Annotated in this window: 19 protein-coding genes; 17 read left to right on the forward strand and 2 right to left on the reverse strand. The window is 42.0% G+C overall.

The window, feature by feature from the left end:
* Window positions 1-30 precede the first annotated feature (30 nt).
* The 12 genes from hflK to ATS75_RS12995 all read left to right on the forward strand — a co-directional run bounded on the left by hflK (window position 31) and on the right by ATS75_RS12995 (window position 15,192).
* Window positions 31-1,197, forward strand: coding sequence for an FtsH protease activity modulator HflK (gene hflK / locus ATS75_RS12940; protein ID WP_058560839.1), 1,167 nt, complete (start codon window positions 31-33; stop codon window positions 1,195-1,197).
* A gap of 5 nt (window positions 1,198-1,202) precedes the next feature.
* Complete coding sequence (hflC, locus tag ATS75_RS12945; protein WP_058560840.1) at window positions 1,203-2,081, forward strand: protease modulator HflC; 879 nt, start codon at window positions 1,203-1,205, stop codon at window positions 2,079-2,081.
* A 218-nt stretch (window positions 2,082-2,299) separates the two neighbouring features.
* A complete protein-coding gene (locus ATS75_RS12950) occupies window positions 2,300-3,613 on the forward strand; it encodes an adenylosuccinate synthase (RefSeq protein WP_058560841.1) in 1,314 nt (437 codons plus the stop codon).
* 115 nt (window positions 3,614-3,728) lie between these two features.
* Window positions 3,729-4,352, forward strand: coding sequence for a tetratricopeptide repeat protein (locus tag ATS75_RS12955; protein WP_058560842.1), 624 nt, complete (start codon window positions 3,729-3,731; stop codon window positions 4,350-4,352).
* A gap of 237 nt (window positions 4,353-4,589) precedes the next feature.
* Window positions 4,590-6,179 carry an alkaline phosphatase gene (locus tag ATS75_RS12960; protein ID WP_058560843.1) on the forward strand — a complete coding sequence of 530 codons (1,590 nt, stop codon included), beginning with the start codon at window positions 4,590-4,592 and terminating at the stop codon, window positions 6,177-6,179.
* Between the two features lie 11 nt (window positions 6,180-6,190).
* On the forward strand, window positions 6,191-7,984 hold the full coding sequence (locus ATS75_RS12965) for an alkaline phosphatase (RefSeq protein WP_058560844.1): 1,794 nt from the start codon (window positions 6,191-6,193) through the stop codon (window positions 7,982-7,984).
* Between the two features lie 111 nt (window positions 7,985-8,095).
* The gene (locus ATS75_RS12970) at window positions 8,096-8,809 is read left to right on the forward strand and encodes a hypothetical protein (protein WP_058560845.1); all 714 of its coding nucleotides are present in this window, start codon (window positions 8,096-8,098) and stop codon (window positions 8,807-8,809) included.
* A gap of 104 nt (window positions 8,810-8,913) precedes the next feature.
* The gene (locus ATS75_RS12975; RefSeq protein ID WP_058560846.1) at window positions 8,914-9,720 is read left to right on the forward strand and encodes a VOC family protein; all 807 of its coding nucleotides are present in this window, start codon (window positions 8,914-8,916) and stop codon (window positions 9,718-9,720) included.
* Window positions 9,721-9,826: 106 nt separating this feature from the next.
* On the forward strand, window positions 9,827-10,492 hold the full coding sequence (locus ATS75_RS12980) for an SDR family oxidoreductase (RefSeq protein ID WP_058560847.1): 666 nt from the start codon (window positions 9,827-9,829) through the stop codon (window positions 10,490-10,492).
* 141 nt (window positions 10,493-10,633) lie between these two features.
* Entirely contained in the window at window positions 10,634-10,996 is a 363-nt protein-coding gene (locus ATS75_RS12985; RefSeq protein WP_058560848.1) for a hypothetical protein, read from the forward strand.
* 4 nt (window positions 10,997-11,000) lie between these two features.
* Window positions 11,001-13,334 carry a fatty acid cis/trans isomerase gene (locus ATS75_RS12990; protein WP_058560849.1) on the forward strand — a complete coding sequence of 778 codons (2,334 nt, stop codon included), beginning with the start codon at window positions 11,001-11,003 and terminating at the stop codon, window positions 13,332-13,334.
* Window positions 13,335-13,458: 124 nt separating this feature from the next.
* Window positions 13,459-15,192 carry a response regulator gene (locus tag ATS75_RS12995; protein WP_058560850.1) on the forward strand — a complete coding sequence of 578 codons (1,734 nt, stop codon included), beginning with the start codon at window positions 13,459-13,461 and terminating at the stop codon, window positions 15,190-15,192.
* Window positions 15,193-15,213: 21 nt separating this feature from the next.
* On the opposite strand, the gene ATS75_RS13000 is transcribed toward ATS75_RS12995, so the two are convergent.
* Window positions 15,214-15,831 (reverse strand): hypothetical protein, encoded by a 618-nt coding sequence (locus ATS75_RS13000; RefSeq protein ID WP_058560851.1) that lies wholly within the window; start codon window positions 15,829-15,831, stop codon window positions 15,214-15,216.
* A gap of 448 nt (window positions 15,832-16,279) precedes the next feature.
* Window positions 16,280-17,158: a TraB/GumN family protein gene (locus ATS75_RS13005; protein ID WP_058560852.1), complete on the reverse strand. Its 879-nt coding sequence runs from the start codon at window positions 17,156-17,158 to the stop codon at window positions 16,280-16,282.
* A gap of 861 nt (window positions 17,159-18,019) precedes the next feature.
* On the opposite strand from ATS75_RS13005, the gene ilvG reads away from it, so the two are divergent.
* The 5 genes from ilvG to ATS75_RS13030 all read left to right on the forward strand — a co-directional run bounded on the left by ilvG (window position 18,020) and on the right by ATS75_RS13030 (window position 24,569).
* The gene (ilvG, locus tag ATS75_RS13010) at window positions 18,020-19,669 is read left to right on the forward strand and encodes an acetolactate synthase 2 catalytic subunit (protein ID WP_058560853.1); all 1,650 of its coding nucleotides are present in this window, start codon (window positions 18,020-18,022) and stop codon (window positions 19,667-19,669) included.
* Window positions 19,666-19,911 (forward strand): acetolactate synthase 2 small subunit, encoded by a 246-nt coding sequence (ilvM, locus tag ATS75_RS13015; RefSeq protein ID WP_058560854.1) that lies wholly within the window; start codon window positions 19,666-19,668, stop codon window positions 19,909-19,911. Before ilvG ends, ilvM begins: the two co-directional genes overlap by 4 nt.
* 97 nt (window positions 19,912-20,008) lie before the next feature.
* On the forward strand, window positions 20,009-21,865 hold the full coding sequence (gene ilvD / locus ATS75_RS13020) for a dihydroxy-acid dehydratase (protein ID WP_058560855.1): 1,857 nt from the start codon (window positions 20,009-20,011) through the stop codon (window positions 21,863-21,865).
* Between the two features lie 2 nt (window positions 21,866-21,867).
* Entirely contained in the window at window positions 21,868-23,418 is a 1,551-nt protein-coding gene (gene ilvA / locus ATS75_RS13025) for a threonine ammonia-lyase, biosynthetic (protein ID WP_058560856.1), read from the forward strand.
* A gap of 98 nt (window positions 23,419-23,516) precedes the next feature.
* The gene (locus ATS75_RS13030) at window positions 23,517-24,569 is read left to right on the forward strand and encodes an ABC transporter substrate-binding protein (protein ID WP_058560857.1); all 1,053 of its coding nucleotides are present in this window, start codon (window positions 23,517-23,519) and stop codon (window positions 24,567-24,569) included.
* Window positions 24,570-24,594 lie beyond the last annotated feature (25 nt).

The raw sequence follows: 24,594 nt of genomic DNA on the forward strand, positions 1-24,594 counted from the left end.
AAATTATTTAGATAACAATGGAGTATAGCTATGGCCTGGAATGAACCGGGTAATAATGGCAATGACAAAGATCCGTGGAACAAAAAAGGCGGACGTGATCAAGGCCCACCTGATTTAGACGAGGTGTTCCGTAAATTCAGCAATAAGTTTGGCGGCTTGTTTGGCGGTAATAAATCCGGCAAAGACGGCGGTGGGCTTGGTGGAGCCGGTTTATCTTTCGTGCTCATTATTGCTGCAATTGTATGGGCATTAAGTGGTATTTACACAGTGAAAGAAGCCGAGCGCGGTATTGTTTTACAATTTGGTCAATATGACCGAATTGCGCAACCTGGTCTTCGTTGGAAAATGACGTTTATTGAAACGGTTATTCCAGTGGATATTGAGGCCGTTCGTTCATTATCAACATCAGGCTTTATGCTGACTGAAGACGAAAACGTAGTAAGCGTTGAGTTTCAGGTTCAGTACCGTGTTATTGACCCTTACCTTTACAAGTTCAGTGTCACAAATGCTGACTCTAGCTTAGAAGAAGCACTAGAAAGCGCGCTACGTTATGTTGTTGGTCATTCTAAAATGGACCAAGTATTAACAAATGGCCGTGAAATTGTGCGTCAACAAACATGGGATGAGCTTGACCAAATCATCGAACCGTACAACTTAGGTTTAGTCGTAACTGATGTGAACTTTAAAGATTCACGCCCACCGGCTGAAGTAAAAGACGCCTTCGATGATGCTATTGCTGCACAAGAAGATGAACAACGTTTTATTCGTGAAGCTGAAGCGTATGCCCGTGAGATTGAACCGCGTGCACGTGGTCAAGTTACGCGTATGACACAAGAAGCTGAAGGTTATGGCGAACGTATCATTTTAGAAGCGCAAGGTGAGGTGGCTCGTTTTGAGAAATTATTACCAGAGTATCAAGCAGCTAAAAGAGTAACACGTGAACGTTTATACATTGATACAATGCAAGAAGTGCTAGGTAATAGCTCTAAGGTGCTAGTCGATGTGAAAGGTGGTAATAACATGATGTATTTACCGCTTGATAAAATCATGGAAAAACAAGGCACAGCTACTCGTGTAGCGTTACCAAGTTCAAGTGATATAAACGACTTACGTAATAAAATAAACACATCACGCAATAGCACTGTGAACTCAAGTTCAGACCGCTTTAGCGCAGATCGCTTTAACGACGGGAGATAAGCGTAATGAAAAACTTTAGTTTAGTTCTATTATTAGCTGCCGTTGTATTGTCATTTTCGTCGGTATTTGTTGTACCAGAAGGGCAAAAAGCAATTGTGATGCTATTCAGTAAGGTACAAAAAGACAGTGACGATAAAGCCATTGTTTACAGCCCTGGCTTACAGTTCAAGGTACCTTTTTTCAGTCAAGTACGTCGTATTGATGCACGTATTCAGACATTAGATGGTGCACCGGATCGCTTTGTAACCAGTGAGAAAAAAGACTTAATCGTTGACTCATTTGTGAAATGGCGTGTAAACGACTTTAGTGCATTTTACTTACGCGCTCGTGGTGATAAGCAATATGCTGAAACACTACTAAAGCAAAAAGTGAATAATGGCCTGCGTACAAACTTTGGTTCACGTACTATTCGTGAAATTGTATCTGGTGAGCGAAGTGAATTGATGGCAGAAGCATTAGTACAAGCCTCTGAAAGCGCACAAGAACTGGGTATTGAAGTGCTTGATGTACGTGTTAAGCAAATCAATTTACCACAAGAAGTAAGTAGCTCTATTTTCCAACGTATGCGTGCAGAACGTACTGCTGTTGCAAAAGAGCACCGCTCTGAGGGTCAAGAAAAAGCTGAGACTATTCGTGCTGATATTGACCGTCGTGTAACAGTTATGCTTGCTGATGCAGAGCGAAATGCTCGTTCTGTTCGTGGTGCCGGCGATGCGCAGGCAGCCGCTATTTACGCAGATGCTTATAATAAAGATGCTGAGTTCTTTAGCTTTGTTCGTTCGTTAGAAGCCTATAAGCAAACATTTAAAGGTAAGCAAGATGTGATGGTATTATCACCAGACAGCGATTTCTTTAAATACATGAAGGGTGCTGCTGCGCAGTAATTTCTCCTTCATCAGATGACCAAATCCAAACCCTGTATATGCAGGGTTTTTCTTTTAGTAAAACGAAATTTTTATGAATAACTTAATGTTATTCAACTAGTTAATTTATAATGTAGGTGTTGCTTTTGTTTCTCGCAGAAAAAATAACCTAAACGGGGTGATCTTTGCCCTCATTTTCTGGTAAAATCTCGTCCTAATTTTTTCTAAGTGAATTTACAATGGGCAAAAACGTTGTTGTATTAGGCACCCAATGGGGTGACGAAGGTAAGGGTAAGGTAGTTGACCTCCTTACAGACAAAGCATCTTTAGTAGTTCGTTACCAAGGTGGCCACAATGCAGGGCATACTTTAGTAATCGGCGGTGAAAAGACAGTTTTACACCTTATTCCATCGGGTGTATTACGTGACAATGTTAAATGTGTGATTGGTAATGGTGTTGTAGTTTCACCAGAAGCGCTAATGAAAGAGATTGGCATGCTTGAAGAACGTGGCGTACCAGTACGCGATCGTTTATTGATCAGTGAAGCATGTCCGCTAATTTTGCCTTTCCACATCGCATTAGATGTAGCCCGTGAAAAAGCACGTGGTAATAAAGCTATCGGTACTACAGGTCGTGGTATTGGTCCAGCTTACGAAGATAAAGTAGCCCGTCGTGGTTTACGCATCGGTGATTTATTCAATCCTGAATTGTTTGCAGCAAAACTTAAAGAAGTATTGGAGTACCATAACTTCACATTAGTTAACTACTACAAAGTTGAGGCTGTTGACTTCCAAAAGACATTTGACGATGCAATGGCTGTTGCTGACATTCTAAAAGCAATGGTTGTTGATGTTACTGAATTACTAGATCAAACTCGTCTTGCTGGTGATAATATCTTGTTTGAAGGTGCTCAAGGCACATTACTCGATATCGATCACGGTACTTACCCATATGTAACATCGTCTAATACGACTGCCGGTGGTGTTGCAACGGGTGCTGGTTTTGGTCCATTAAACCTTGATTATGTGTTAGGTATTATTAAAGCATATACAACACGTGTAGGTTCTGGTCCTTTCCCAACAGAGCTTTACGATGGTGTTGATAAACAAGACGAAATTGGTAAGCACTTAGGGACAGTTGGCCATGAATTTGGTGCAACGACTGGTCGTCTTCGTCGTACAGGTTGGTTAGATGCAGTGGCAATGCGCCGTGCGGTACAAATTAACTCAATCTCAGGTTTCTGTTTAACTAAACTAGACGTACTTGATGGTTTAGAAACGCTAAAAATCTGTACAGGCTACAAGCTTGAAGATGGCACAGTGACTAACGTAACGCCACTTGCTGCTGAAGGTTACGAGAAAGTAACACCAGTGTATGAAGAAATGCCTGGTTGGTCTGAAAACACAGTCGGCGCGACGTCTGTTGAGCAGTTACCACAAGCAGCGCTTGATTACATCAAGCGTATTGAAGAAATCACAGGTGTGCCTGTTGATATTATTTCTACCGGTCCAGACCGTGTAGAAACAATGGTATTACGCAATCCGTTTGCTTAAATACTTATTGAGCTAAAAAAGCTGCCTAGTGCAGCTTTTTTTGTATCTTTAATTCAATATGGAACGATCTTTGTATAAACTTTATTAAGATGGTTTTAAATTTAAAGTGACTAAAATGCGTGTGTTGTCTTGTTTATCATTAGTGGTGTTCTCAATGCTGTATGTAAGCGATGTTAAAGCAGAAGAGCCGTTAGCTGCTGTGCCTTTATACACTGAGACTGAATTGTTGGCACTGATCAATAAAAATGCACATTTAGCGCGCGTAAAGGCAGATGATTGCCAGTTAGTGCAAGATATCGAAGCGCGAGCCAATAAAATGGCACTGCCGTCTTATCAATTTTTATACGGTGATATGCTTGCTTATGCCGTATGCGTTGACCGTAATGTTGAGCTGGGTGTTTATTATATGCGTCAAGCGGCTAGTCAGGGGTTGGCGGCAGCGTTAGAGCAATTGGGTCGTTACTACGATGTTGGCCAATTAGTACAAAAAGATAAAACAATGGCAGTCACATACCTGCGTGAGGCATCGGCACAAGGCAACTTAAAAGCACAATTAAGACTAGTAAAGCTATTTAATGATGGCTATGGCAGCCCCCGTGATTATGAAGACGCTTACCGTTGGTTATTCCATTCAATGGTGGCAGATAAAGCCATGCATAAAAAAATAGAACGTGCATTGAGCCAGCTGGCGCAAAAAATGCCAGACAGCGTTATCGCTCGCGCTCGACTACCTATGTAATAGTTCATGCAGGTTCGTTTATACGAACTTGAAGGGCACTTTATTCAGTGTAGAATTGTTATGGTATATCATATCTATCTTGTTGATTTTCATAAATATTACTTTTTTTCTTAACCTCATTGTCATTGATAATTACCGTTAGTTTCACAAACCCTCATTAATATTCTTCCCGTACATTAACTCATCCCCTATTGGGGCTAACGATTCTATATCAAAAACATAGAGACGGGATTTAGAATGAAAATCAATAAAATTGCGACTGCAATTGGGTTTACATTGGTATTATCTGCAGCAGCAAATGCAGGTGTCTTACCGCAAAGCCAAACACAAAGCCAGTGGTATGAAAGTGCTCAAACGACCCTTGCTACCAAGCAAAGCCAAGCTCAAGAAGAACAACTAACGAAAGCAAAAAATGTCATCTTGTTCGTGGGTGATGGTATGGGTGTCTCAACGTTAACCGCTGCACGTATTTTAGCGGGCCAACGTGATGGTCAACTGGGTGAAGAAGGGCTGCTCAGCTTTGAAGCGTTTCCTTACTCTGCTCAAGTAAAAACATATAACGTGGATGCGCAAACTCCAGACTCTGCGGGTACTATGACGGCAATGGCATCGGGTGTTAAAACAGATGTGGGTGTTATTGGTGTGAATGAAAATATTCAGCGGGGTGATTGCTCAACTGTTTTTGGTAATGAGTTGATCACTACAACAGAGTTGGCTGAAATTAAAGGTTTAGCAACGGGCGTTATATCTACAGCACGTATTACCCATGCAACACCAGCTGCAACCTACGCTAAGTCAGCAGATCGTAATTGGGAAGATGTATCAGATATGCCTGAAGGTGCAGTGACCGCTGGTTGTGAAGATATTGCATCGCAGCTAGTGAATTTTGAGAAAAACTTAGAGGCAAGATTCCTAGGGACAGATGTTGATGGTATTGACGTGGTAATGGGTGGCGGACGTCGTCACTTTCTCCCTAAAGATGCTACTTTCAATTCAGCCGATGCAATGAGTGAAGTTGAAGGTGATAGAACAGATGAACGTGACTTAACGGCTGAATGGCAAGCAAATTATCCAGATGGTCAATATGTCATGGATAAAGCGGGTTTTGAAGCGATATCAGCGGATACAAAACAAGTATTGGCGTTATTTAATGAATCACATATGCAGTATGAGGCAGACCGTGAGAATGATATCGCAGGTGAACCTTCGTTATCTGAAATGACAGAGAAAGCTATTAATATCTTAGATAACAATGAAAAGGGATTCTTTCTGACGGTGGAGTCAGGTCGTATTGACCACGCTCACCATGCTGGTAATGCGTATAACGCGTTAAACGACACGATAGAATTTGCTAAAGCAGTTCAAGCCGCGGTTGATAATACTAACCCTGAAGAAACGCTCATTTTAGTAACTGCTGATCACAGCCATGTATTTACGATTGCAGGTTACCCAAAGCGCGGTAACCCAATTTTAGGTAAAGTTGTTGCTGTAGGTAAAGAAGACCCATCACTTGCTGCAGATGGCATGCCTTATACAACGGTAGGTTATGCAAATGGCCTAGGCTTTAGAGATTTAGGTGATGAAACAAACGCAGATGCTGCTTACCTTGAAGGCCCTAATGTTGGCCGTCATGATTTAACCACTATTGATACAACACGTGCTGGCTTTCACCAAGAGGCAACGGTACCACTTGGCTCTGAAACGCATGCAGGTGAAGACATTACACTTCATGCCAAAGGACCTGGTGCACAACTTGCGCAAGGTGTAGTAGAGCAAAATGTAGTGTTCCACTTAGTTAATCAAGCACTCGAATTAATTAAACAATAATGGCGGCTAACATGAAAAAATTAAACCTATTATCTTTAGCAGTGGTTGTCGCTTTAACTGGCTGCTCAGACGACGATAAAGATTATAAAACTCTCGTTGTAAATAACACTTTGCCAGTAGGCTCTGAGCAGTGCGTCAATGGCGGCACCGAAAAGCTTGAAGGTGAAGATACCAATCGTAACGGTGAGCTAGATGCCGATGAAGTATTAAGGACTACGGTTACATGTAATGATCCAGCAAGCTCTTTAACACCTCAGCAGTTAGTAAATTTATCGACTAACCAATGGTTTAAAGATGCAAAAGTGAAGATGGCAACTAGCCAAGACAATATTGAAAAAATAGTAAAAGAATCAGGCAAAGCAAAAAATATCATTTTGTTTGTGGGCGATGGCATGGGCGTATCAACCGTGACAGCGGCACGTATTCTTGCAGGTCAGCTTGAAGGCAAAATGGGTGAAGAACACCTACTAAGCTTTGACACTATGCCATTTTCTGGTTTTTCTAAAACGTATAATGTAGATGCACAAACTCCTGATTCAGCAGGCACCATGACAGCAATGGCATCGGGTGTAAAAACGGATGTAGGCGTGATTGGTGTAGATGAAGATATCGAGCGTGGCGTGTGTTCAACCGTAGCCGGTAATGAGCTGGTTACTGCGACTGAACTTGCTGAAATTAATGGTTTAGCAACAGGTATTGTATCGACAGCGCGTATTACCCATGCAACACCTGCAGCGACATATGCAAAATCTGCGGATCGTAATTGGGAAGATGTTTCAGATATGCCTGAAGATGCCGTAACAGGTGGCTGTGAAGATATTGCCTCTCAGCTGGTTAACTTTGAAGCCAACTTAGAGGCACGCTTTGCGGGTATTGATGTAAATGGTCTTGAAGTGGTTATGGGTGGTGGGCGTCGTCACTTTTTACCAAAAGATGCGGCATTTAACTCTGCTGATGCGATGAGTGCCGTTGAAGGTGACCGCACGGATGAGCGCGATTTAACCGCTGAGTGGCAAGAAAAATACCCAACGGGCCAATATGTGATGGACCAAGCTGGGTTCGATAATCTAGATACAGAAAGTGTTTCACAAGTATTTGGCTTATTCAATGAATCGCATATGCAATACGAAGCAGACCGTGCGAATGATATCGCTGGTGAACCTTCATTATCACAAATGACCGCCAAAGCGATTGATGTCCTTGATAATAACGATAAAGGCTTTTTCCTTACAGTTGAATCCGGACGAATTGACCATGCTCATCACGCAGGCAATGCTTACAATGCGTTAAATGACACTATTGAGTTATCAAAAGCAGTACAAGTGGCTATGGATAAAACCAGTATCGAAGATACGTTGATCATCGTTACCGCTGATCACAGCCATGTATTTACTATTGCAGGCTATCCAAAGCGTGGTAACCCAATTTTAGGAAAAGTGGTTGCGGTGGGTAAGACTGAGCCAAGCATGGCTGCAGACGGCATGCCATACACTACAGTTGGCTATACTAATGGCCTTGGTTACAGGGATTTAGGTGACGAAACGAATGCAGATGCGTCATACCTTGAGGGACCAGCTGTGGGTCGCTTTGACTTAACGTCAGTCGATACAATGAGCCCAGGCTTTCATCAAGAAGCAACTGTGCCACTAGGTTCAGAAACTCATGCTGGTGAAGATGTAGGTGTTTATGCAATAGGCCCAGGTGCACATCTTGTGACAGGCACAAATGAACAAAGCTTCCTGTTCCATGTAATGGATTATGCCGGTGACCTTGTTAAAAACGCAGATGCAAAGTTAACTAAGTAATCATCTGTAAATACATAATTAAAGAGCAACTCACCTGAGTTGCTCTTGTCATAAATATGCCAAATCAACGCGATACAGTTATACCTAATCTAATCAAAGAAAATAAACTCTATGAAATCAATTATTTTATCTATGGTGTTGTTAAGCCCATTCGCTAGTGCCGTTGAGTGCAAAGCCGATAACCAATACCTACAAGCTAGTTATAAAGTGAGTGAGCAAACTAGCCAAAAATTGCCTAAAAATGAGCAGTCATTCACATTGTGGCGTACACCACGCCAAGTTGCACAACAAAGTGAACAATTGGTTGAGCTTTGGCGCCAGTTAAGTAATCAGCAAATACGCCCTATTCGCTACTTTACACAGGCAAAGCGGGGTATTGAATATCAACCTTCTGAAGTAAAGGGTAGTCAAGACTTCAGTAGTAAATACCAATTAGTCAGTGATCAGCTTTTAGCAAAAATGCAATTGCAAAGTGAGCAAGGGGAAGGGTGTGATAAAAAGCAACGCTATTACCTAAAGCAAGCTGATACCGTTATAGAGGTTGTCTGGCTGAGTAATCAGCAATTAGTCGAATCAATGCAGGTTAATACGGCTAACTATAGTCGCATAACGTCCTTACAATCAGTGAGCTTTAACAAACAAACCGTGCTTGAACAGTTTGCCAATTGGGATAAGTACCAGACAACCGACTATGCGGACATTGGTGATAATGAAAGTGACCCATTTTTAGCAAAAATGATTAATCTCGGCTTTGTTGAGCATGGCGCAACGGGCTTTTATGACACTAATGGCAAGGCATTAAAAAGCAATCATCATCATCATTAATACGCGCACGGATATTATTTGGGTAATTAGTTTGCTTTTAAAACTGGTAAAATAAAGTTTCCTCCTTTAACTTTAGTGTATCAACATCAAATAATGAGAAAACCATGGGCGCACAAAAAGTAAATCATCCTCACGGCGTATTTTGTTGGTCAGAACTATGTACGCACAGCTGGGCTGAGGGTAAAGCGTTTTACACTGAGCTGTTTGAGTGGGGGAATGATGATCAACCGATAGGGGACGATTTATATTACACCATGTTGCAAAAACAAGGTGACGATGTTGCTGCCATGTATCAGATGCCAGCAGAGCAAAAAGTGGCAGATGTGCCAAGCCACTGGCTCACGTATATTGCCGTTGACGATGTTGATGCCCTAGCGACAAAAGCCAAACAATTGGGCGCTGAGATAGTTGCAGGCCCTCATGATGTTATGGATGCGGGCCGTATGGTGCTTATAAACGAACCTGGCGGCGCTATGTTTGCCTTATGGCAAGGCAACCAACATGTTGGATGCCAGCGTTTGGGTGAGTTAAACACACCGTATTGGCACGAGCTGGCCAGTAGAGATGGTGGAAAAAGCCGCGAGTTTTATTGCAAACTATTAGGCTGGGAAAGTGAAATTAAGCCTATGGAAGGCATGGATTACACTTTGTTTAATATAGCAGGCAAGCCTGTTGCAGGCATGATTGAAATGACCGAAGAGTGGCCAGCTGATATTCCTGCTCATTGGATGATTTATTTTGCAGTCAGTAATTGTGATGAGGCAGCAACAAGGGCAAAACAACTAGGCGGTGAAGTGTGTGTCCCACCTACAGATATCCCTGAGGTGGGGCGTTTTAGTGTAATAACAGACCCGCAAGGGGCAGTGTTTTCAATTATGACCTCAGCAATGGATGATGTTAAATGCGGTTAGTTTGCGCATTTCATTTTATAAATTTACCAAAATAAGCGCTACGGCGCTTTTTTTATTTTTGTTTGCCCCAAGTTCATTATTATCATTTTTTTATTGGAGCTAACTTATGACAAAGCACGTGGTGATTACAGGCGCAAATAGAGGTATTGGCTTAAATTTATGTCAGCAATACTTAGCAAAAGGCTATCAGGTTACAGCAATCGTTCGCCAGCCAAGTGATGAGTTAAAAGCGCTCGATGTAACAGTCATTAGTAATATTGATGTTGCAAATGAGGGCGATATTGTAACGCTGCAAAACCAGTTGCATGGTCATAAAATTGATCTACTAATAAATAACGCCGGTGTGTTTTACAATGAAAGCATGGCAGATATGGACTTTACAGCCATTAACCAGCAGTTGGCAATTAATGCAGTTGCACCCATTAGGGTTACCCATGCCTTGCTTCATAGTTTAGGTGTTGATGCGAAAGTTGCGATGATCACCAGTCGCATGGGATCAATCGCCGATAATGGATCAGGTGGTTATATTGGTTATCGTATGTCTAAGGCTGCGCTTAATGCCGCATCTGTAAGTCTTGCTCATGAGCTCAAAAGTAAAAATATTGCAGTGGGGCTTTTTCATCCGGGCTTTGTCCAGACTCAAATGGTCAACTTTGCAGGTGATATTTCACCAGAGCAAGCCGCTGAGCGTTTAATTAAACGTATTGATGCACTTAACTTAGGCAATACTGGTGGGTTTTGGCACTCAAACGGTGAAACCTTGCCTTGGTGATAGTGGGTTCTAACATTGTTCATATTTATAGTGGCGAGTTTAAAGCGCGCCGCTATTAGCATCTTTCCCTCATTTTGCTCCTCTTTTTTGCTATAATTATTGTTTATATAAGCCCAAACAGCCCCTTTTAGAGAGCCGCACATGGAATTAGAGCAAAATAGTAATTTAACCCTTCCTTTATTTCTTTTTGATGAAACGTTAAACGAACGTGATTTAGAGCAGCCTGACTTATTACTAACCATCGTATTGGACGATGAGTTATTAACTCAGCTTTGCCAAAACCCACGTGTTGATAGCAGTATTGGGATCACTATTAATGAGTACCAGCTAGATGCACAGAGTGATGTGTTTGTCGCACTAACTACCTCGGCTCACCAAGCACAATTGACGCTGACACACGGACCATTACTCAGTGCAATGTTAGATGCTGACAATGACATGACCTTTGTATCGCCGCAGATGGATATGATGCCAACATTTGACTTAGGTGATGAGGACGAGTAATAGCATGGCAAAATCCTTTTTACTCAGCGTTGCGACTATTATATTAACAGGGTGCGCATACCTTGGGGCTGCTCATTATGATGAGTTATTTGGGCCTGAAAATGTACAACAGCGAATTGTAGAGCATGATTCAGGCGCTGGACGCGAGTTTTTACAGCATGTACAGCCTGTATTAGATAACCGATGTGTTGTTTGTCATGGTTGTTACGACGCCCCTTGCCAATTGAAGTTATCTTCGCCTGAAGGTATTGATCGTGGGCTGAGTAAAGAATTAGTGTATGACGGCACCCGTTTACTTGCATCTAAGCCTAGCCGCTTGCTCTATGATGCAACAGATACTGCAGGGTGGCGAGATAAAAACTTTTCACCAGTGCTAAACGAACGAGGTCAAACAGAGCAAGGTAATTTAGCAGGCAGTGTTTTATACAACAGCTTAGTGCTAAAAATGAGCTCACCGTTGCCTGAAGATGATGTATTGGGCGACGAATTTGACTTTGCACTCGATCGCTCTCAGTTATGCACGGGGATAGAAGAATTCGACCGCTTAGCAAAAAGCCAACCACATGCAGGTATGCCTTATGGCCTACCAGGTATTACGCGAAGCGAGTTTAAATACCTGGAAAAGTGGCTGAAAAGCGGTGGTAAAATGGCTCATATTAAGCCACCTAGTAAAGAGGCAACTGCGCAAGCTCAACGATGGGAAAGTTTTTTAAATCAAGACAGCTTAAAGTATCAACTGGCTGCACGGTATATATACGAACATTGGTATTTAGCGCATATATACTTTGAGCAAAAAGGTGAACAAAGCTTTTTCAAACTAGTACGCTCAAGTACACCACCAGGGCAAGCAATTAAACTTATTAACACACGCCGTCCGTATGATGATCCAAAAGTTGATCGTGTTTATTACCGCTTGATGCATGAACGTTCCACTATTTTAGCCAAAACACATTTACCTCTTGCACTTAATGATACCAAGCTAGCGCGCATTTACAGCCAGTTTATCGAACCTGATTATATGGTTGAAAAAATGCCAAGTTACAAGCCTGAAGTTGCCTCTAACCCATTTAAGGCTTTCGCTGTTATACCGGTAAAATCAAAATATCAGTTTATGCTGGATGAAGCTGAATTAATTATTATGGGTTTTATTAAAGGCCCCGTGTGCCGTGGGCAAATAGCATTAAATGTGATTAACGATCATTTTTGGGTGGCGTTTGCCGATCCAGATAAAGCGGCAACCCCCCAAGTGGGCCAAATGCTGCTGCAACATGAAGATGCACTGGCATTACCAGCGGCAGAAGAAAGTAACGCCTTACCTATTTCTAGTTGGGTTAAATACGCTAATCGCCAAAGCACGTATATTGAAGCGAAAGTAAAGCTTGCCAACGAAATGTTTAAAGATGGTGAGCATTTGACGACAGACCTGTTATGGCGAGGGGAAGGTGTTAACGACAATGCAGCACTGACTATTTTTCGTCATTTTGATAGTGCAACGGTTGTTAAAGGGTTTATAGGGCAAGAGCCAAAAACTATGTGGGTCCTTGATTATGCACTATTTGAACGTATCCATTATTTACTAGTGGCAGGCTTTGATGTGTATGGCAATATTGGGCACCAACTGATTACCCGTTTATATATGGACTTTTTAAGGCTCGAAGGTGAACAAAACTTTTTAGCGTTGTTACCAAAGCAACAGAGAAAAGAGTTGAATGCCACGTGGTATCGGAAATCGCATACTAGCCTGACTAACTTTTTCAAATATGGTGAAAGCTTTAGCCAAGCAACAGGCATTGATTATAAAACCAATGATCATCAACACGAGTTATACGGTTTAATTAAACAGGCGTTAAAGCCAGTATTGAGCCCTCGCTATGACTTTAAAGCGGTACCACATCCTTTGCAAACATTAAATAATATGCCCGCAAAGGCGGTTAATTTATTGCCTCAAATATCCTATGTATTAGTAAAAGAAGGAAGTTCTGGGCATCAGGCATACACCTTAATCCATCATAACGCACACTATAATATTTCCAGTCTGTTAAATGAGGAAGGTCAACGAGCGTATGCTGAAGACACTGTTACGATTGTACCTGGCTTTATTGGTGACTACCCTGAAGCAATCTGGTATTTGAATAACCCTCAGCAGGTTGAAAGCTTTGCCCACCAATTACCGTTAATTAAAGATGAAGCGGATTACAGAGCGCTGAAGAGTCAATTTGCGATTCGTAGAACACACCCTCAATTTTGGCAATATAGCGATATTTTGCATAATGTTGCCAAAGAATATCGCCAAATTGAATATGGGTTATTCGACTATAATCGCCTAGAAAATCGTTAAATAGTCGTTCCACCTTCAAAGCCAATGAAAAACCCTGTTAAAGACAGGGTTTTTTATTTTTTACAAAGTGTTACTTTAGTATTGCTGGACTACAATTAAATGAAATCAAAGCGAGGGGGGGAGTATGGTAGGATTAATTTCAAGCATTCGAACACGTTATCGCCTTGCCTTGTTGGCGATAGCGATTTTAAGTACGGCAGCGGCTTTAATCCTTCAGTCTTTTCTGTCTATCCAAAAAAATGATGCTCAAGTGATTAATATCGCAGGTAAGCAGCGAATGCTTTCGCAAAAAATAGCATGGCATGTCAATGTCATCAGCCAGCAGGATAACGCGGAGCATCGACACTCTTTATACCAAGCAGTCAAAGCGTTTAAAGAAGGACATACTTTTTTATTGCAAACAAATAACGCTGGCGAGTACACCTTCCTTAGTGATGAGCTTAACGATTATTATTTTTTAACGCCGAGCAATTTAGCACAACAAAGCGATCGGTTTGTAGCAGCTGCAACCGAAGTGTTGCAATCAGATTCTATTAGCAAAAGGGACATACCGACTGTTTTTAATATTAACGAGGTTGAGCTTTTCTTATCTAAATTAGATCATGCAGTTAGTTTATTTGAACAGCAATCAAATAGTAAAGTCACTATGGTGTCTAAAATTGAGTTAGGCGTGTGGTTGTTCACTATATGTTTGTTACTTTTTGAATTGAAATTCATTTTTAGACCAATGGAAAAGTACATAAAAGTCACACTTGATAAATATCAAAAACAAAAACAACATGCAGAGTTAATTAGCCAAAACAAACAGCGCTTTATCGCAAGAGCGGGTCATGAGCTGAGAACACCATTGCAAGGGTTACTTCATTCAGTTGAAGAGCTTAATGTATCAGATGCGCAAGGTACTTTAAAACAACAGGCGCATTATTGTTCAAATCGCCTACTCAGTATTTTAGATGAATTAAACGAGGCTCACCAAATGAGCTTGGGACAATGGGCGCTAATAACGAGCAAATCAAACTTATGGGAGTCAATTGATACGGTCATTCAGTCTTATCAATTTGCTTGTCAGGAAAAAGGGCTAATACTAGAAAAAAACTTAGCCGATTCCTTAGATTGTATTGTTGAATTGGATCATCGCCGTTTGCAGCAAGTCATTAGTGAGGTGTTATCCAATGCATTAAAGTTTACGGCTTCGGGTAAAATTACTATTGAAGCATCAATTAAAAATAAACAGCAACTGAGATTCATTGTTGCCGATACAGGGGTTGGCTTTAAAAACTACTACCCTTATTTATCTACTAGTGAGCATACCCAGCAAGATAACCATTTTCAAGGCATGCAGATAGGATTGGTACGTGTTCAGCATATTTTACACATGCAACAAGGTAGCATAGAGTTCTCAGAGAACGAACCGCACGGTGCGCTTGTTAGCATAGTGCTCCCCATTGCAATTCAGCTTAAGCCTCAACCGCAACAACAATTACCTGCTTTTTTACATTGCCTTATTGTGGAAGACAACCCGCTAAACGCAATGATACTTAAAGGAATGCTGAAGGGACTAGGTTATACCAGCGAACTGGCTGAAAATGGTTTGATAGCGACCGCTAAGGTGGAAGAGAACAGTTATGACTTAGTGTTTATGGATTTAAATATGCCAGTTATGGATGGGTTTAAAACCATCGAAATTATTCGCCAAGAGTTAAACTTAACCATGCCAATTATTGTTGTTACAGCCAATACATCGCAAGCGGATATTGAGCGGACTGTTCAATTAGGCGCAAATGCACATGTATTTAAACCGATTAACTTAGAGACAATCAAAAAAGCCCTTATCGAAACATTAAGTAAGGGCAATTAAAGTGATTATGGATGAAGGGGATTAATGCTTCACTTTTATATCGCCAACACCCACTTCAACCTTCACTTTATAGGTGCCGTTACCTGAGTATTCACTTTCAGAGCTGACCATTCTACGGGTTGTTTTTGCATCACTTATAAATCCTGAGATTCGTGTATCACCCACTCCGCTATCCAGCGAAATCGACTTATAATCGTCACTTTGGCTATCAATGCGAACAGCACCAACACCAACTTCGATATCAGCGCTATTTGCAAAATCATTGATTTCAATATCACCCACGCCCAAGTCTAAATTGACGGCTAGGCTGCGCGGCACGGTAACAGTCCATGTTTGTTGAACATCGTCGTTATCCAAGCTTAGGGCCAGCTCACTCCCCGTTTGCTGAGTATCAATGGTTAGGCTTTCAAGGTCATCATTGTTATTAAACCAGCCATTATTTTTTGCTTCTAATTCAACCGTGACTTGTACTTCATTGCCATTGTAAGTATTGATTTCAAGGCTACCCACAGGAAAGCTAATATCTAATGTAGTTTGTGTATCAAGCGCAAAAGAGTGATTTATTTGATGTTCTGATTTTGCCAATGCCTGTGTGCTTAAAAACGCCGTCAATGCAGTTAATAATAATAATTTCTTCATAACGTTACCTGTTGTGTGAATGTATTTAATTAATTAGTCGCAAAGGAATTATAAAAGGTTTAAAGCACAATAAATTATTTTATCGACAGTAAAACTAGGAGTTTGTCGGGTGCTATTGAGTTGCAAAAAATTGCAAGGGCTAGGCCCTAGCAAAAGCCAGACTAGCTCGATGTTAAATTTACCGCCGTAGGTTGGGTTGAGAGCAACGAAACCCAACGGTGAACGTTTAAGGTTAAAGCTTTATTGCTTCCCCTCTCAATCTACAAAGAGAGTGGGAGCAAGATGCGTATAATAAACAATGGAAGGTCCAAAATAAACGCTCGAGCTGAGTTGCCCAAGCGTTTAAATCGTTTGGTAGTGTTGCGCACATGTAGGTCGTGCTTTAGCGCGCCAATCTCAAAAGGCGCAGGTTGTCGCCATAAATGACAACCTACATTAGATCATTTAGTTACAAGCGAGTAACGGTTATCCCTTGGTTTTTAAACTGCTTTAATAAACCGTGTTGTTCGGGTAAGTGCAGGGCGCCTACGGCAATAAATAATTGCTCTTTAGCTAGGCGAGGGGTGAGTTCTTCTATCCAGTTGTTATTCCGTTCAATCAGCATAACCTGTTCGCTGATTTCGCCGTAGTTACTGTCATCAAAGCTTTCGTTGTAATATTTCGTGAGTGTGGCCATGTCACCATTTTTCCACGCATCCACAAGGGTAATGAAATAGGTTTCAACATCAGCGAGTTGCTCAAACGTCTCTTCAATCATTTCGTTACTAAGCAGCGACATGTGATTAAACATTTCCATTTGGTACTCTAACGTTTCGAGTTCGCCTACGGCTTTGTTTTTGCTTTTTGCATATGCAAGTACTTGCTTGTCGATGCCGTTTTGATCTGAAAATCCGGCATTTTGAAATTCAATTTGCATCATTGTTACCATAACAGCCCATGGTGCAAGGCCGTCAAACATGGCAATATCAATTGATTTTTTATTGAAGTAGTTTTTTAGTTTTGCATAGTTTTGCTCAGACAGCTCACTCTGTAGGGTTTTACCGTTTTTAAGCATCATAAACGGCATAGAACGGCGCTGCATGTCCATTGGGCTAATTGCACTGATGTCGACTTCTACAATTACTTTGTCAGTTGTATCAATGGCTTTAGTAACTTTGCTTGGTAAGCCTTTCATGCTGGTATCACCTACATGAACAGTGCCAAACAAATACGATTTAACACCGTTTTTTTCAAGTTGCCAAAGGCCGGGCTCTGCATTACTTGAAAAGCTGAGTGTGAATAAAATAGCTAAAATAAAGTAGCTACTAATACGTTGCGTCAATGTCATCATTATCCTTATTGTTCAGTGGCAGCCATAATTCATATACCCAAACCACCTCAAGATACTAGTTTCAGTTGGAATTAAAAGCGATTTAGGCAAGGCATTGATTGCAAATAATAGTGGTTCTATTGTTAAAATCAATAACGCAGTATAAATCGCTTTTAAACCTACCCTTAGGGCGCTTCTCAGGAACTTATTCTCATCGTTGTTCCTTCTTAAAAGGGATGACTATTCTTGCCAAGTAACGCCTTGATATTAAGCCCTTGTGAAACGCTGAATTCTGCATCTTGAGGTGGCTTGGGTCTATACCTAATGAGTATTAATAGGCGAGTAGTAACTTTTTTAGATGCACGAAAGGCGTTTAGCGATGATTAATTAGCTTTGTACATTATGCTGATAAAAAATATTAAAATATTTGACTAACGAGTCAAAAACTAATCAAGCTATAAAAAGGTTATAACAAGGTTTGAATTAGCAGTAAAAACACATATTGGGAAGTATAATTTACTTTTAAGATTTTATTAGATTTTTAAACCTTTATAGTAAGTTGTTTACTCTTGTTTTAGATTGATTTTAGGGTTGACTTACCCCCTCTCATCGCGGTACTAATAGAAAAAGACAAACGGGGCTAAAACTATCCCGTGTATTCGAAACAAATTTTGGTATTTATTACATGCTTACAAACACACTAAACCTAGTCCTAATTAACGTCGTGGTGATTATTATTACCGCGGGGGCTACTTAGTGCTTTAAATTTGTAAAGCATTGAAAAGCCCCCCGCACTTAACAAGTCGGGGGGCTTTTTAGTTTCAGGGTTAAGATTTAGTAATTGAGCTTAAAATGTCACTGAGGAATGGGGATTTATTAATGACAGGCGCAGAGTTAACAATCGATTTATTAGCCAAACATGGCGTAAAGGATGTATTTGGTTACCCAGGTGGTGCCATCATGCCAATTTACGACGCATTGTATGGTGCGCCAGTAAAGCATTATTTGACTCGTCATGAGCAAGGCGCAGGGTTTGCAGCAGTAGGCTTTGCTCGCAGCACGGGTAAATTAGGGGTTTGCTTTGCAACCTCGGGCCCGGGGGCAACAAATTTAATTACGGCCCTTGCTGATGCCATGATGGACTCTGTGCCACTTTTAGCAATAACAGGGCAAGTGCCTACTGCGGCCATCGGATCTGATGCATTCCAAGAAATCGATGTTTTAGGTATGTCGTTATCGTGTACAAAACACAGCTACATGGTTGAGCGTGCTGAGGATTTGGCAGAAATATTACAAGAAGCAATTCATTTAGCGCAAAGCGGCCGACCAGGCCCTGTTTTAGTCGATATCCCAAAAGACATTCAAATGGCTCAAGTGCCTTTTCAGCCTTGGCTTGCTGCAGATGATTACTTACCTCAGCTTGACTTAAACCAAGTTGCCATTGCGAATGAGCTGTTAAGCGAAGCGCAGCGCCCTGTTGCCTACGTAGGTGGCGGTGTGCAGGCTGCCGATGCACAGAATGAACTGATGCAATTTTTAGAAAAAACCCAAATGCCAGCGGTTTCAACATTAAAAGCACTTGGCAGTGTCTTACCCGATTACGAGTATGATTTAGGTATGTTGGGTATGCATGGCGGTCAAGCGGCTAATTTAGCTGTGCAAGAGTGCGATGTACTGGTGTGTATTGGTGCACGGTTTGATGACCGCGTAACCGGTAACTTAGGAAAGTTTGCAGCAAAAGCAAAAGTGATCCACTTAGATATCGATGCGGCAGAAGTGGGTAAACGAAAACCCGCTAAAGCGTCGTTAATCGCAGATTTAAAAACGTCACTGCCTCAGCTTGAATGCTTTGTAACACCAGACTCTTGGCGTCAGCACAGCAAAGACATGATGGTAAAACATGCCTGGCGTTATGACTACCCGGGTGAAAAAGTATTTGCCCCGTATTTATTAAATCAGCTTAGTCAGCGCATGCCCAGCACTGGCGTAGTGTGTTGCGATGTAGGTCAGCACCAAATGTGGGTTGCACAGCATATGAAGTTTAGCCACCCAAGTAATCATTTAAGCAGTGGCGGAGCAGGTACTATGGGGTTTGGTTTACCTGCCGCCATTGGCGCTCAGGTTGCCCGCCCAGATGACTTTGTAATGACGGTATCGGGTGATGGCTCAATCATGATGAATATTCAAGAATTGGCCACAATTCGCCGGAATAACTTACCAGTAAAAATACTGATTCTCGATAACCAACGTTTAGGTATGGTGCGTCAATGGCAAGAGCTATTTTTTGAAGGTCGTTATAGTGAAACAAACCTATCGGATAATCCTGACTTTGTGCAGCTAGCTGCGGTATTTGGTATTCCTGGACAAACAATTACGCATGCTAACCAAGTGGATGATGCAATCTCTGCGTTGGTCAACAGCAAAGGCCCTTACATAGTGCATGCTTGTATTGATGATAAAGAAAATGTGTGGCCGCTAGTCCCACCAGGTGCGGCAAATGATCAAATGATGACGGAGAGTGCCAAATGAAACACAGTTTAACTATTGCTTTAAAAAATCAGAGTGTTGCTGTTGAGCGCTTTTTACGAGTTGTCCGTCATCGAGGTTTTGACTTAACGCACTTTCAACTCAATGTAGACGATGGCCAATATAACGTGGCGATGACAGTCGATAGTGATAAACCTATTTATTTATTGACCACCCAACTAACTAAGTTAGTTGATGTAAAGCAGGTCACATTACAAAACGTGCACCAGCAACAAGCGGTATAGCACACAAACAAGATCAACAGGGCAGGTTGGCTTTGGTCAGCGTGCAGTAAAATTTTAAGAATGAGGAACAGCCTTGCGGCTGAACACTGAGGTAACTATGGCTAAATTAAGAAGTGCAACAACAACAGAGGGTCGTAAACGCGCAGGTGCACGCGCATTGTGGCGTGCTACAGGGATGACAGACACGGACTTCGGTAAACCGATCATTGCTGTTGTGAATTCATTTACACAATTTGTTCCTGGTCACGTTCACCTCAATCAGCTTAGTGAATTAATGGCTGAAACTATCACCCAGGCGGGCGGTGTACCAAAAGAATTTAACACCATTGCTATCGATGATGGTATTGCTATGGGCCACGGCGGTATGCTGTATTCATTGCCTTCACGGGATTTAATTGCCGATTCGGTCGAGTATATGGTTAATGGCCATTGTGCTGATGCCATGATCTGTATTTCAAACTGTGACAAAATTACACCGGGCATGATGCTGGCGGCACTGCGTTTAAATATTCCTGTTATTTTTGTTTCTGGTGGTCCAATGGAGGCGGGCAAAACCAAGCTTGCCAACATTGATATTAAACTCGATTTAGTTGATGCCATGGTTAAAGGTGCGGATGAATCTGTGAGTGATGCTGATTCAGAACAAGTAGAGCGTTCAGCGTGTCCTACTTGTGGTTCTTGCTCAGGCATGTTTACCGCAAACTCAATGAACTGCTTATTAGAAGCCATTGGCCTTGCCTTACCAGGTAATGGTACAACGCTTGCGACCCATAAAGACCGCAAACAACTGTATGTTGAAGCGGGAGCACGCATTGTCGATTTATGCCGTGAGTATTACCAAAAAGATAATCAAGATGTGCTACCACGTGCTATTGCTAATAAAACAGCTTTTATGAATTCTATGGTGGTTGATATCGCGATGGGTGGCTCGTCAAATACAGTATTGCATTTACTCGCTGCAGCTCAAGAGGCCGGTGTCGATTTTGATATGTCTCATATTGATGAGTTGTCACGTAAAACCCCGTTTTTATGCAAAGTGGCACCCGCTACTGCGCAGTACCACATTGAAGATGTACACCGCGCTGGTGGCATGATGGCAATCATCCGTGAGTTGGGTAAAGCTGGGTTGGTTGATTTATCAGTAAACCATGTTGCTGGCATGACGATGGGTGAGCTAGTTAAGAAATGGGATGCCACAGATCCTGATAATAAAGCCGCGCAAAAGTTTTATCGCGCAGGCCCTGCCGGTATAAGAACAACAAAGGCAATGAGCCAAGAATGTCGTTGGGATGAAGGCGATAATGACCGTGAAAACGGCTGTATCCGCAGTGTTGAACATGCCTTCCGTCAAGATGGTGGCTTAGCGGTACTTGCGGGTAATCTAGCGGTTGATGGCTGTATTGTTAAAAGTGCAGGTGTGGTTGATGAAATGCTGCACTTTGAAGGCACAGCCGTGGTGTATGAATCACAAGATGATTCAGTAGAAGGGATATTGAATGACGAAGTAAAAGCCGGAGATGTCGTGGTCATCCGTTATGAAGGCCCTAAAGGTGGCCCAGGCATGCAAGAAATGCTTTATCCAACCAGCTATTTAAAATCAAAAGGCCTTGCTGAAAAGTGCGCACTTATTACAGATGGTCGCTTTTCTGGTGGTACATCGGGTTTATCAATTGGCCACGTATCGCCTGAGGCTGCAAGTGGTGGCGCAATCGCATATGTTGAGAACGGTGACAAAATCATCATTGATATTGCGACCCGTGAAATCACTTTGGCACTAAGTGATGACGAGCTTGAAGCACGTAAACAAAAACAATTGGCGCGTGGCAAGCAGGCTTACAAGCCACTTGATCGTGAACGTTATGTATCATCTGCATTAAAAGCGTATGCGTTGTTAGCAACTAGTGCTGATAAAGGCGCAGTGCGTGATTTAGCTAAACTGGAGGAGCTGAGTTAATTATGGTTTCTCAAGAGCTCGATTATTTTCGCGCTATTATTCAGGCCAATATGGAGCCACTGGCAAAAGTCACAGAGGTAAGCGAAATGCCTACCTTGAGTGAACGCCTCGGAAACCATATTTGGTTAAAGCGCGAAGATCAGCAGCCAGTTTATTCGTTTAAACTGCGTGGCGCATATAATAAATTAGTAAAATTACCCAAAGGCTCAGTGGTGATCACTGCTTCTGCGGGTAATCATGCCCAAGGCGTAGCGCTTAGTGCATCGCATTTGGGGCATCAGGCAACCATTGTTATGCCGGTCACAACACCTGAAATAAAAGTTAATGCAGTACGTGCACTTGGCGGTGAAGTGGTGTTGCATGGTCATCATTTTGATGCAGCAAAAGCCCATGCGCTTGATCTTACTGAAAAGCGCAACGGGGTATTTGTTCCGCCGTTTGATGATCCAGATGTTATTGTTGGCCAAGGCACCGTGGCACGCGAGTTAATGCAGCAACTAAACCAACTTGATGCGGTGTTTATTCCTGTCGGTGGTGGTGGTTTACTTGCTGGTATGGCGGTGTATATCAAATCATTACGCCCAGATATTAAAGTAATTGGTGTTGAAGCTGATGAAAGTGCATGTTTAAAAGCGGCGCTTGAGGCGGGTGAACCCATTGAACTTGAACGAGTTGGTAGTTTTGCTGATGGTGTGGCCGTTAAAATTATCGGCCGTGAGACCTTTCGTTTAGCACAAAAGTTTTGTGATGAAGTGGTTACTGTGTCGGGTGATGAAATATGTGCAGCGATGCAGGATATTTTTGTTTCAACTCGTGCTATTGCCGAGCCATCTGGTGCACTTGCCACCGCGGGGCTTAAAAAGTGGAGTCAACAAAGCGGACTGAAAGGTTTGCATTTAGCGGCTATCTTGTCTGGTGCTAATTTAAACTTTGATCGCCTGCGCTATGTTGCAGAGCGCACAGCACTGGGTGAGAAAAATGAAGCCTTGTTAGCCGTTACTATTAACGAAGAAAAAGGTAGTTTTAAACAGTTTTGTGCATCTTTAGGTGGTCGAGCGATTACAGAGTTTAACTATCGTTATGCAGGACCTGGTGAAGCGCAAATATTTGTGGGTGTGGCATTGCGCCAAGGCCAGCAAGAGTTGGATGAGCTTAAAAGTGGTTTAACCGCTAACGGTTATGCATTTTGTGATTTATCAGATAACGAACTGGCTAAATTACATGTGCGTTATATGGTTGGAGGTAAAGCACCGCAGCAAATGCAAGAGCGCTTGCTGCGTTTTGAGTTTCCAGAGTACCCAGGCGCATTGGCTCGATTTCTAGATACGTTAGGGAGTAATTGGAATATCACTTTATTTCATTATCGCAACCATGGCGGGTCAATGGGTAATGTGTTGGCTGGTTTTGCAATTGAGCCAAGTCAGTTTGATGTATTTAATGAACACTTAAACCGCTTAGGATACAGTGTGCAAGATGAAACACATAACCCGTGTTTTACTCAGTTCTTAACAGCGCAACCACCAACGAAAACAGCTTTCGCTGCCAACAACTAACTTTCAGTTTATGGTTCAGGTTAATACTGGGCCATAAACGTTGCCTTATTGATATCATTACCTATAGTTAGATTTAACATTAAGTGCAGGAAAAAACATTGCTATTAAAAGGAATTATTGCAACGGTAAGCTTAATTTTAGGATTAAGCTGCTTTCATGTTGCAAGCGAAACAAATAACGTCACATTGCTGCTTAAGTGGACTCATCAGTTTCAGTTTTCGGGTTACTACATGGCCCAAGAGAAAGGCTTTTATGAAGAAGCCGGATTGACGGTGAGCATTGTTCCCGCAATAAAAAGTGACCCTGATACGTTTAATAAAGTGCTCGGCGGTCAGGCACATTTTGGTGTTGGTCATTCAGGCATTTTACAGCAGCGTATCAATGGGAAACCTCTGGTCGCGATGGCGTCAATATTGCAGTTTTCGCCTTACTGTTGGATGGTCAAGCAAAGCTCAGATATATTCCACCCTCACGACTTTCAAAATAAGCGGATCAGTAGTATTAGCACACAAGAAAGTGCTGAATTACTCGTGATGTTGGAGCAAAGTGGGATAGATACAAAATTACTGCCTGTTTACCATGGGATAGACGCTGAAGAGGAGTGGCTTAATGGCGAGTTAGATGCCATACAAGTTTACGTTACCAATGAGCCGTTTCAAATGCTGCAAAAAGGCATTGAGCATCGACTTATTTGCCCGCAAAAGTACGGTATAAATGTCTACAGCGATGTTCTCTATACAACGCAAAGCGTACTGGCAGAAAACCCAAAAATGGTCGAGAAGTTTTACAAAGCAAGTTTAAAAGGTTGGCGCTATGCGATGATGCACTTAGAAGAGTCGATAGCAGTTACGGCAGAAAAATATGCCACCCATAAAAGCATTAATGAGCTAACCAATGAGGCGGAAGTACTGAGAGATTACATTTTGCCGCCCGATACAAAGCTCGGTGCAATGTCGATGCCTAAGTGGCGTTTAATTGCTGACTTATACCAGCTTGAAGAGGGGAGTTTTGATAACGTTAAAGCAGGGTTTATCTATCGTAATGATGTACCCGAAGAGATGGAATTGTCATGGATGCTTATCGCTGCGATTGTCCTAAGTATTTTATTCCTCCCGCTTTATATACGACTGATGTTCAAAAAAAGCGTATAATAGTGAAAATATTTTCTCATCGTTA

Origin of the sequence: Pseudoalteromonas sp. H105 (assembly GCF_001469215.1) — a bacterium.
In the GTDB taxonomy this organism is placed as follows: domain Bacteria; phylum Pseudomonadota; class Gammaproteobacteria; order Enterobacterales; family Alteromonadaceae; genus Pseudoalteromonas.

Bases quoted from the DNA above. Each gene is read 5' to 3' on its own strand.
- ATS75_RS12965 (WP_058560844.1), top strand. From the start codon at position 6,191: ATGAAAAAATTAAACCTATTATCTTTAGCAGTGGTTGTCGCTTTAACT.
- ATS75_RS13000 (WP_058560851.1), bottom strand. From the start codon at position 15,831: ATGAAGAAATTATTATTATTAACTGCATTGACGGCGTTTTTAAGCACA.
- ilvM (WP_058560854.1), top strand. From the start codon at position 19,666: ATGAAACACAGTTTAACTATTGCTTTAAAAAATCAGAGTGTTGCTGTT.
- ATS75_RS12995 (WP_058560850.1), top strand. From the start codon at position 13,459: ATGGTAGGATTAATTTCAAGCATTCGAACACGTTATCGCCTTGCCTTG.
- hflC (WP_058560840.1), top strand. From the start codon at position 1,203: ATGAAAAACTTTAGTTTAGTTCTATTATTAGCTGCCGTTGTATTGTCA.
- ilvG (WP_058560853.1), top strand. From the start codon at position 18,020: ATGACAGGCGCAGAGTTAACAATCGATTTATTAGCCAAACATGGCGTA.
- ilvA (WP_058560856.1), top strand. From the start codon at position 21,868: ATGGTTTCTCAAGAGCTCGATTATTTTCGCGCTATTATTCAGGCCAAT.
- ATS75_RS12985 (WP_058560848.1), top strand. From the start codon at position 10,634: ATGGAATTAGAGCAAAATAGTAATTTAACCCTTCCTTTATTTCTTTTT.
- ilvD (WP_058560855.1), top strand. From the start codon at position 20,009: ATGGCTAAATTAAGAAGTGCAACAACAACAGAGGGTCGTAAACGCGCA.
- ATS75_RS13005 (WP_058560852.1), bottom strand. From the start codon at position 17,158: ATGACATTGACGCAACGTATTAGTAGCTACTTTATTTTAGCTATTTTA.
- ATS75_RS12955 (WP_058560842.1), top strand. From the start codon at position 3,729: ATGCGTGTGTTGTCTTGTTTATCATTAGTGGTGTTCTCAATGCTGTAT.
- ATS75_RS12980 (WP_058560847.1), top strand. From the start codon at position 9,827: ATGACAAAGCACGTGGTGATTACAGGCGCAAATAGAGGTATTGGCTTA.
- ATS75_RS12975 (WP_058560846.1), top strand. From the start codon at position 8,914: ATGGGCGCACAAAAAGTAAATCATCCTCACGGCGTATTTTGTTGGTCA.
- ATS75_RS12950 (WP_058560841.1), top strand. From the start codon at position 2,300: ATGGGCAAAAACGTTGTTGTATTAGGCACCCAATGGGGTGACGAAGGT.
- ATS75_RS12960 (WP_058560843.1), top strand. From the start codon at position 4,590: ATGAAAATCAATAAAATTGCGACTGCAATTGGGTTTACATTGGTATTA.
- ATS75_RS12990 (WP_058560849.1), top strand. From the start codon at position 11,001: ATGGCAAAATCCTTTTTACTCAGCGTTGCGACTATTATATTAACAGGG.
- hflK (WP_058560839.1), top strand. From the start codon at position 31: ATGGCCTGGAATGAACCGGGTAATAATGGCAATGACAAAGATCCGTGG.
- ATS75_RS12970 (WP_058560845.1), top strand. From the start codon at position 8,096: ATGAAATCAATTATTTTATCTATGGTGTTGTTAAGCCCATTCGCTAGT.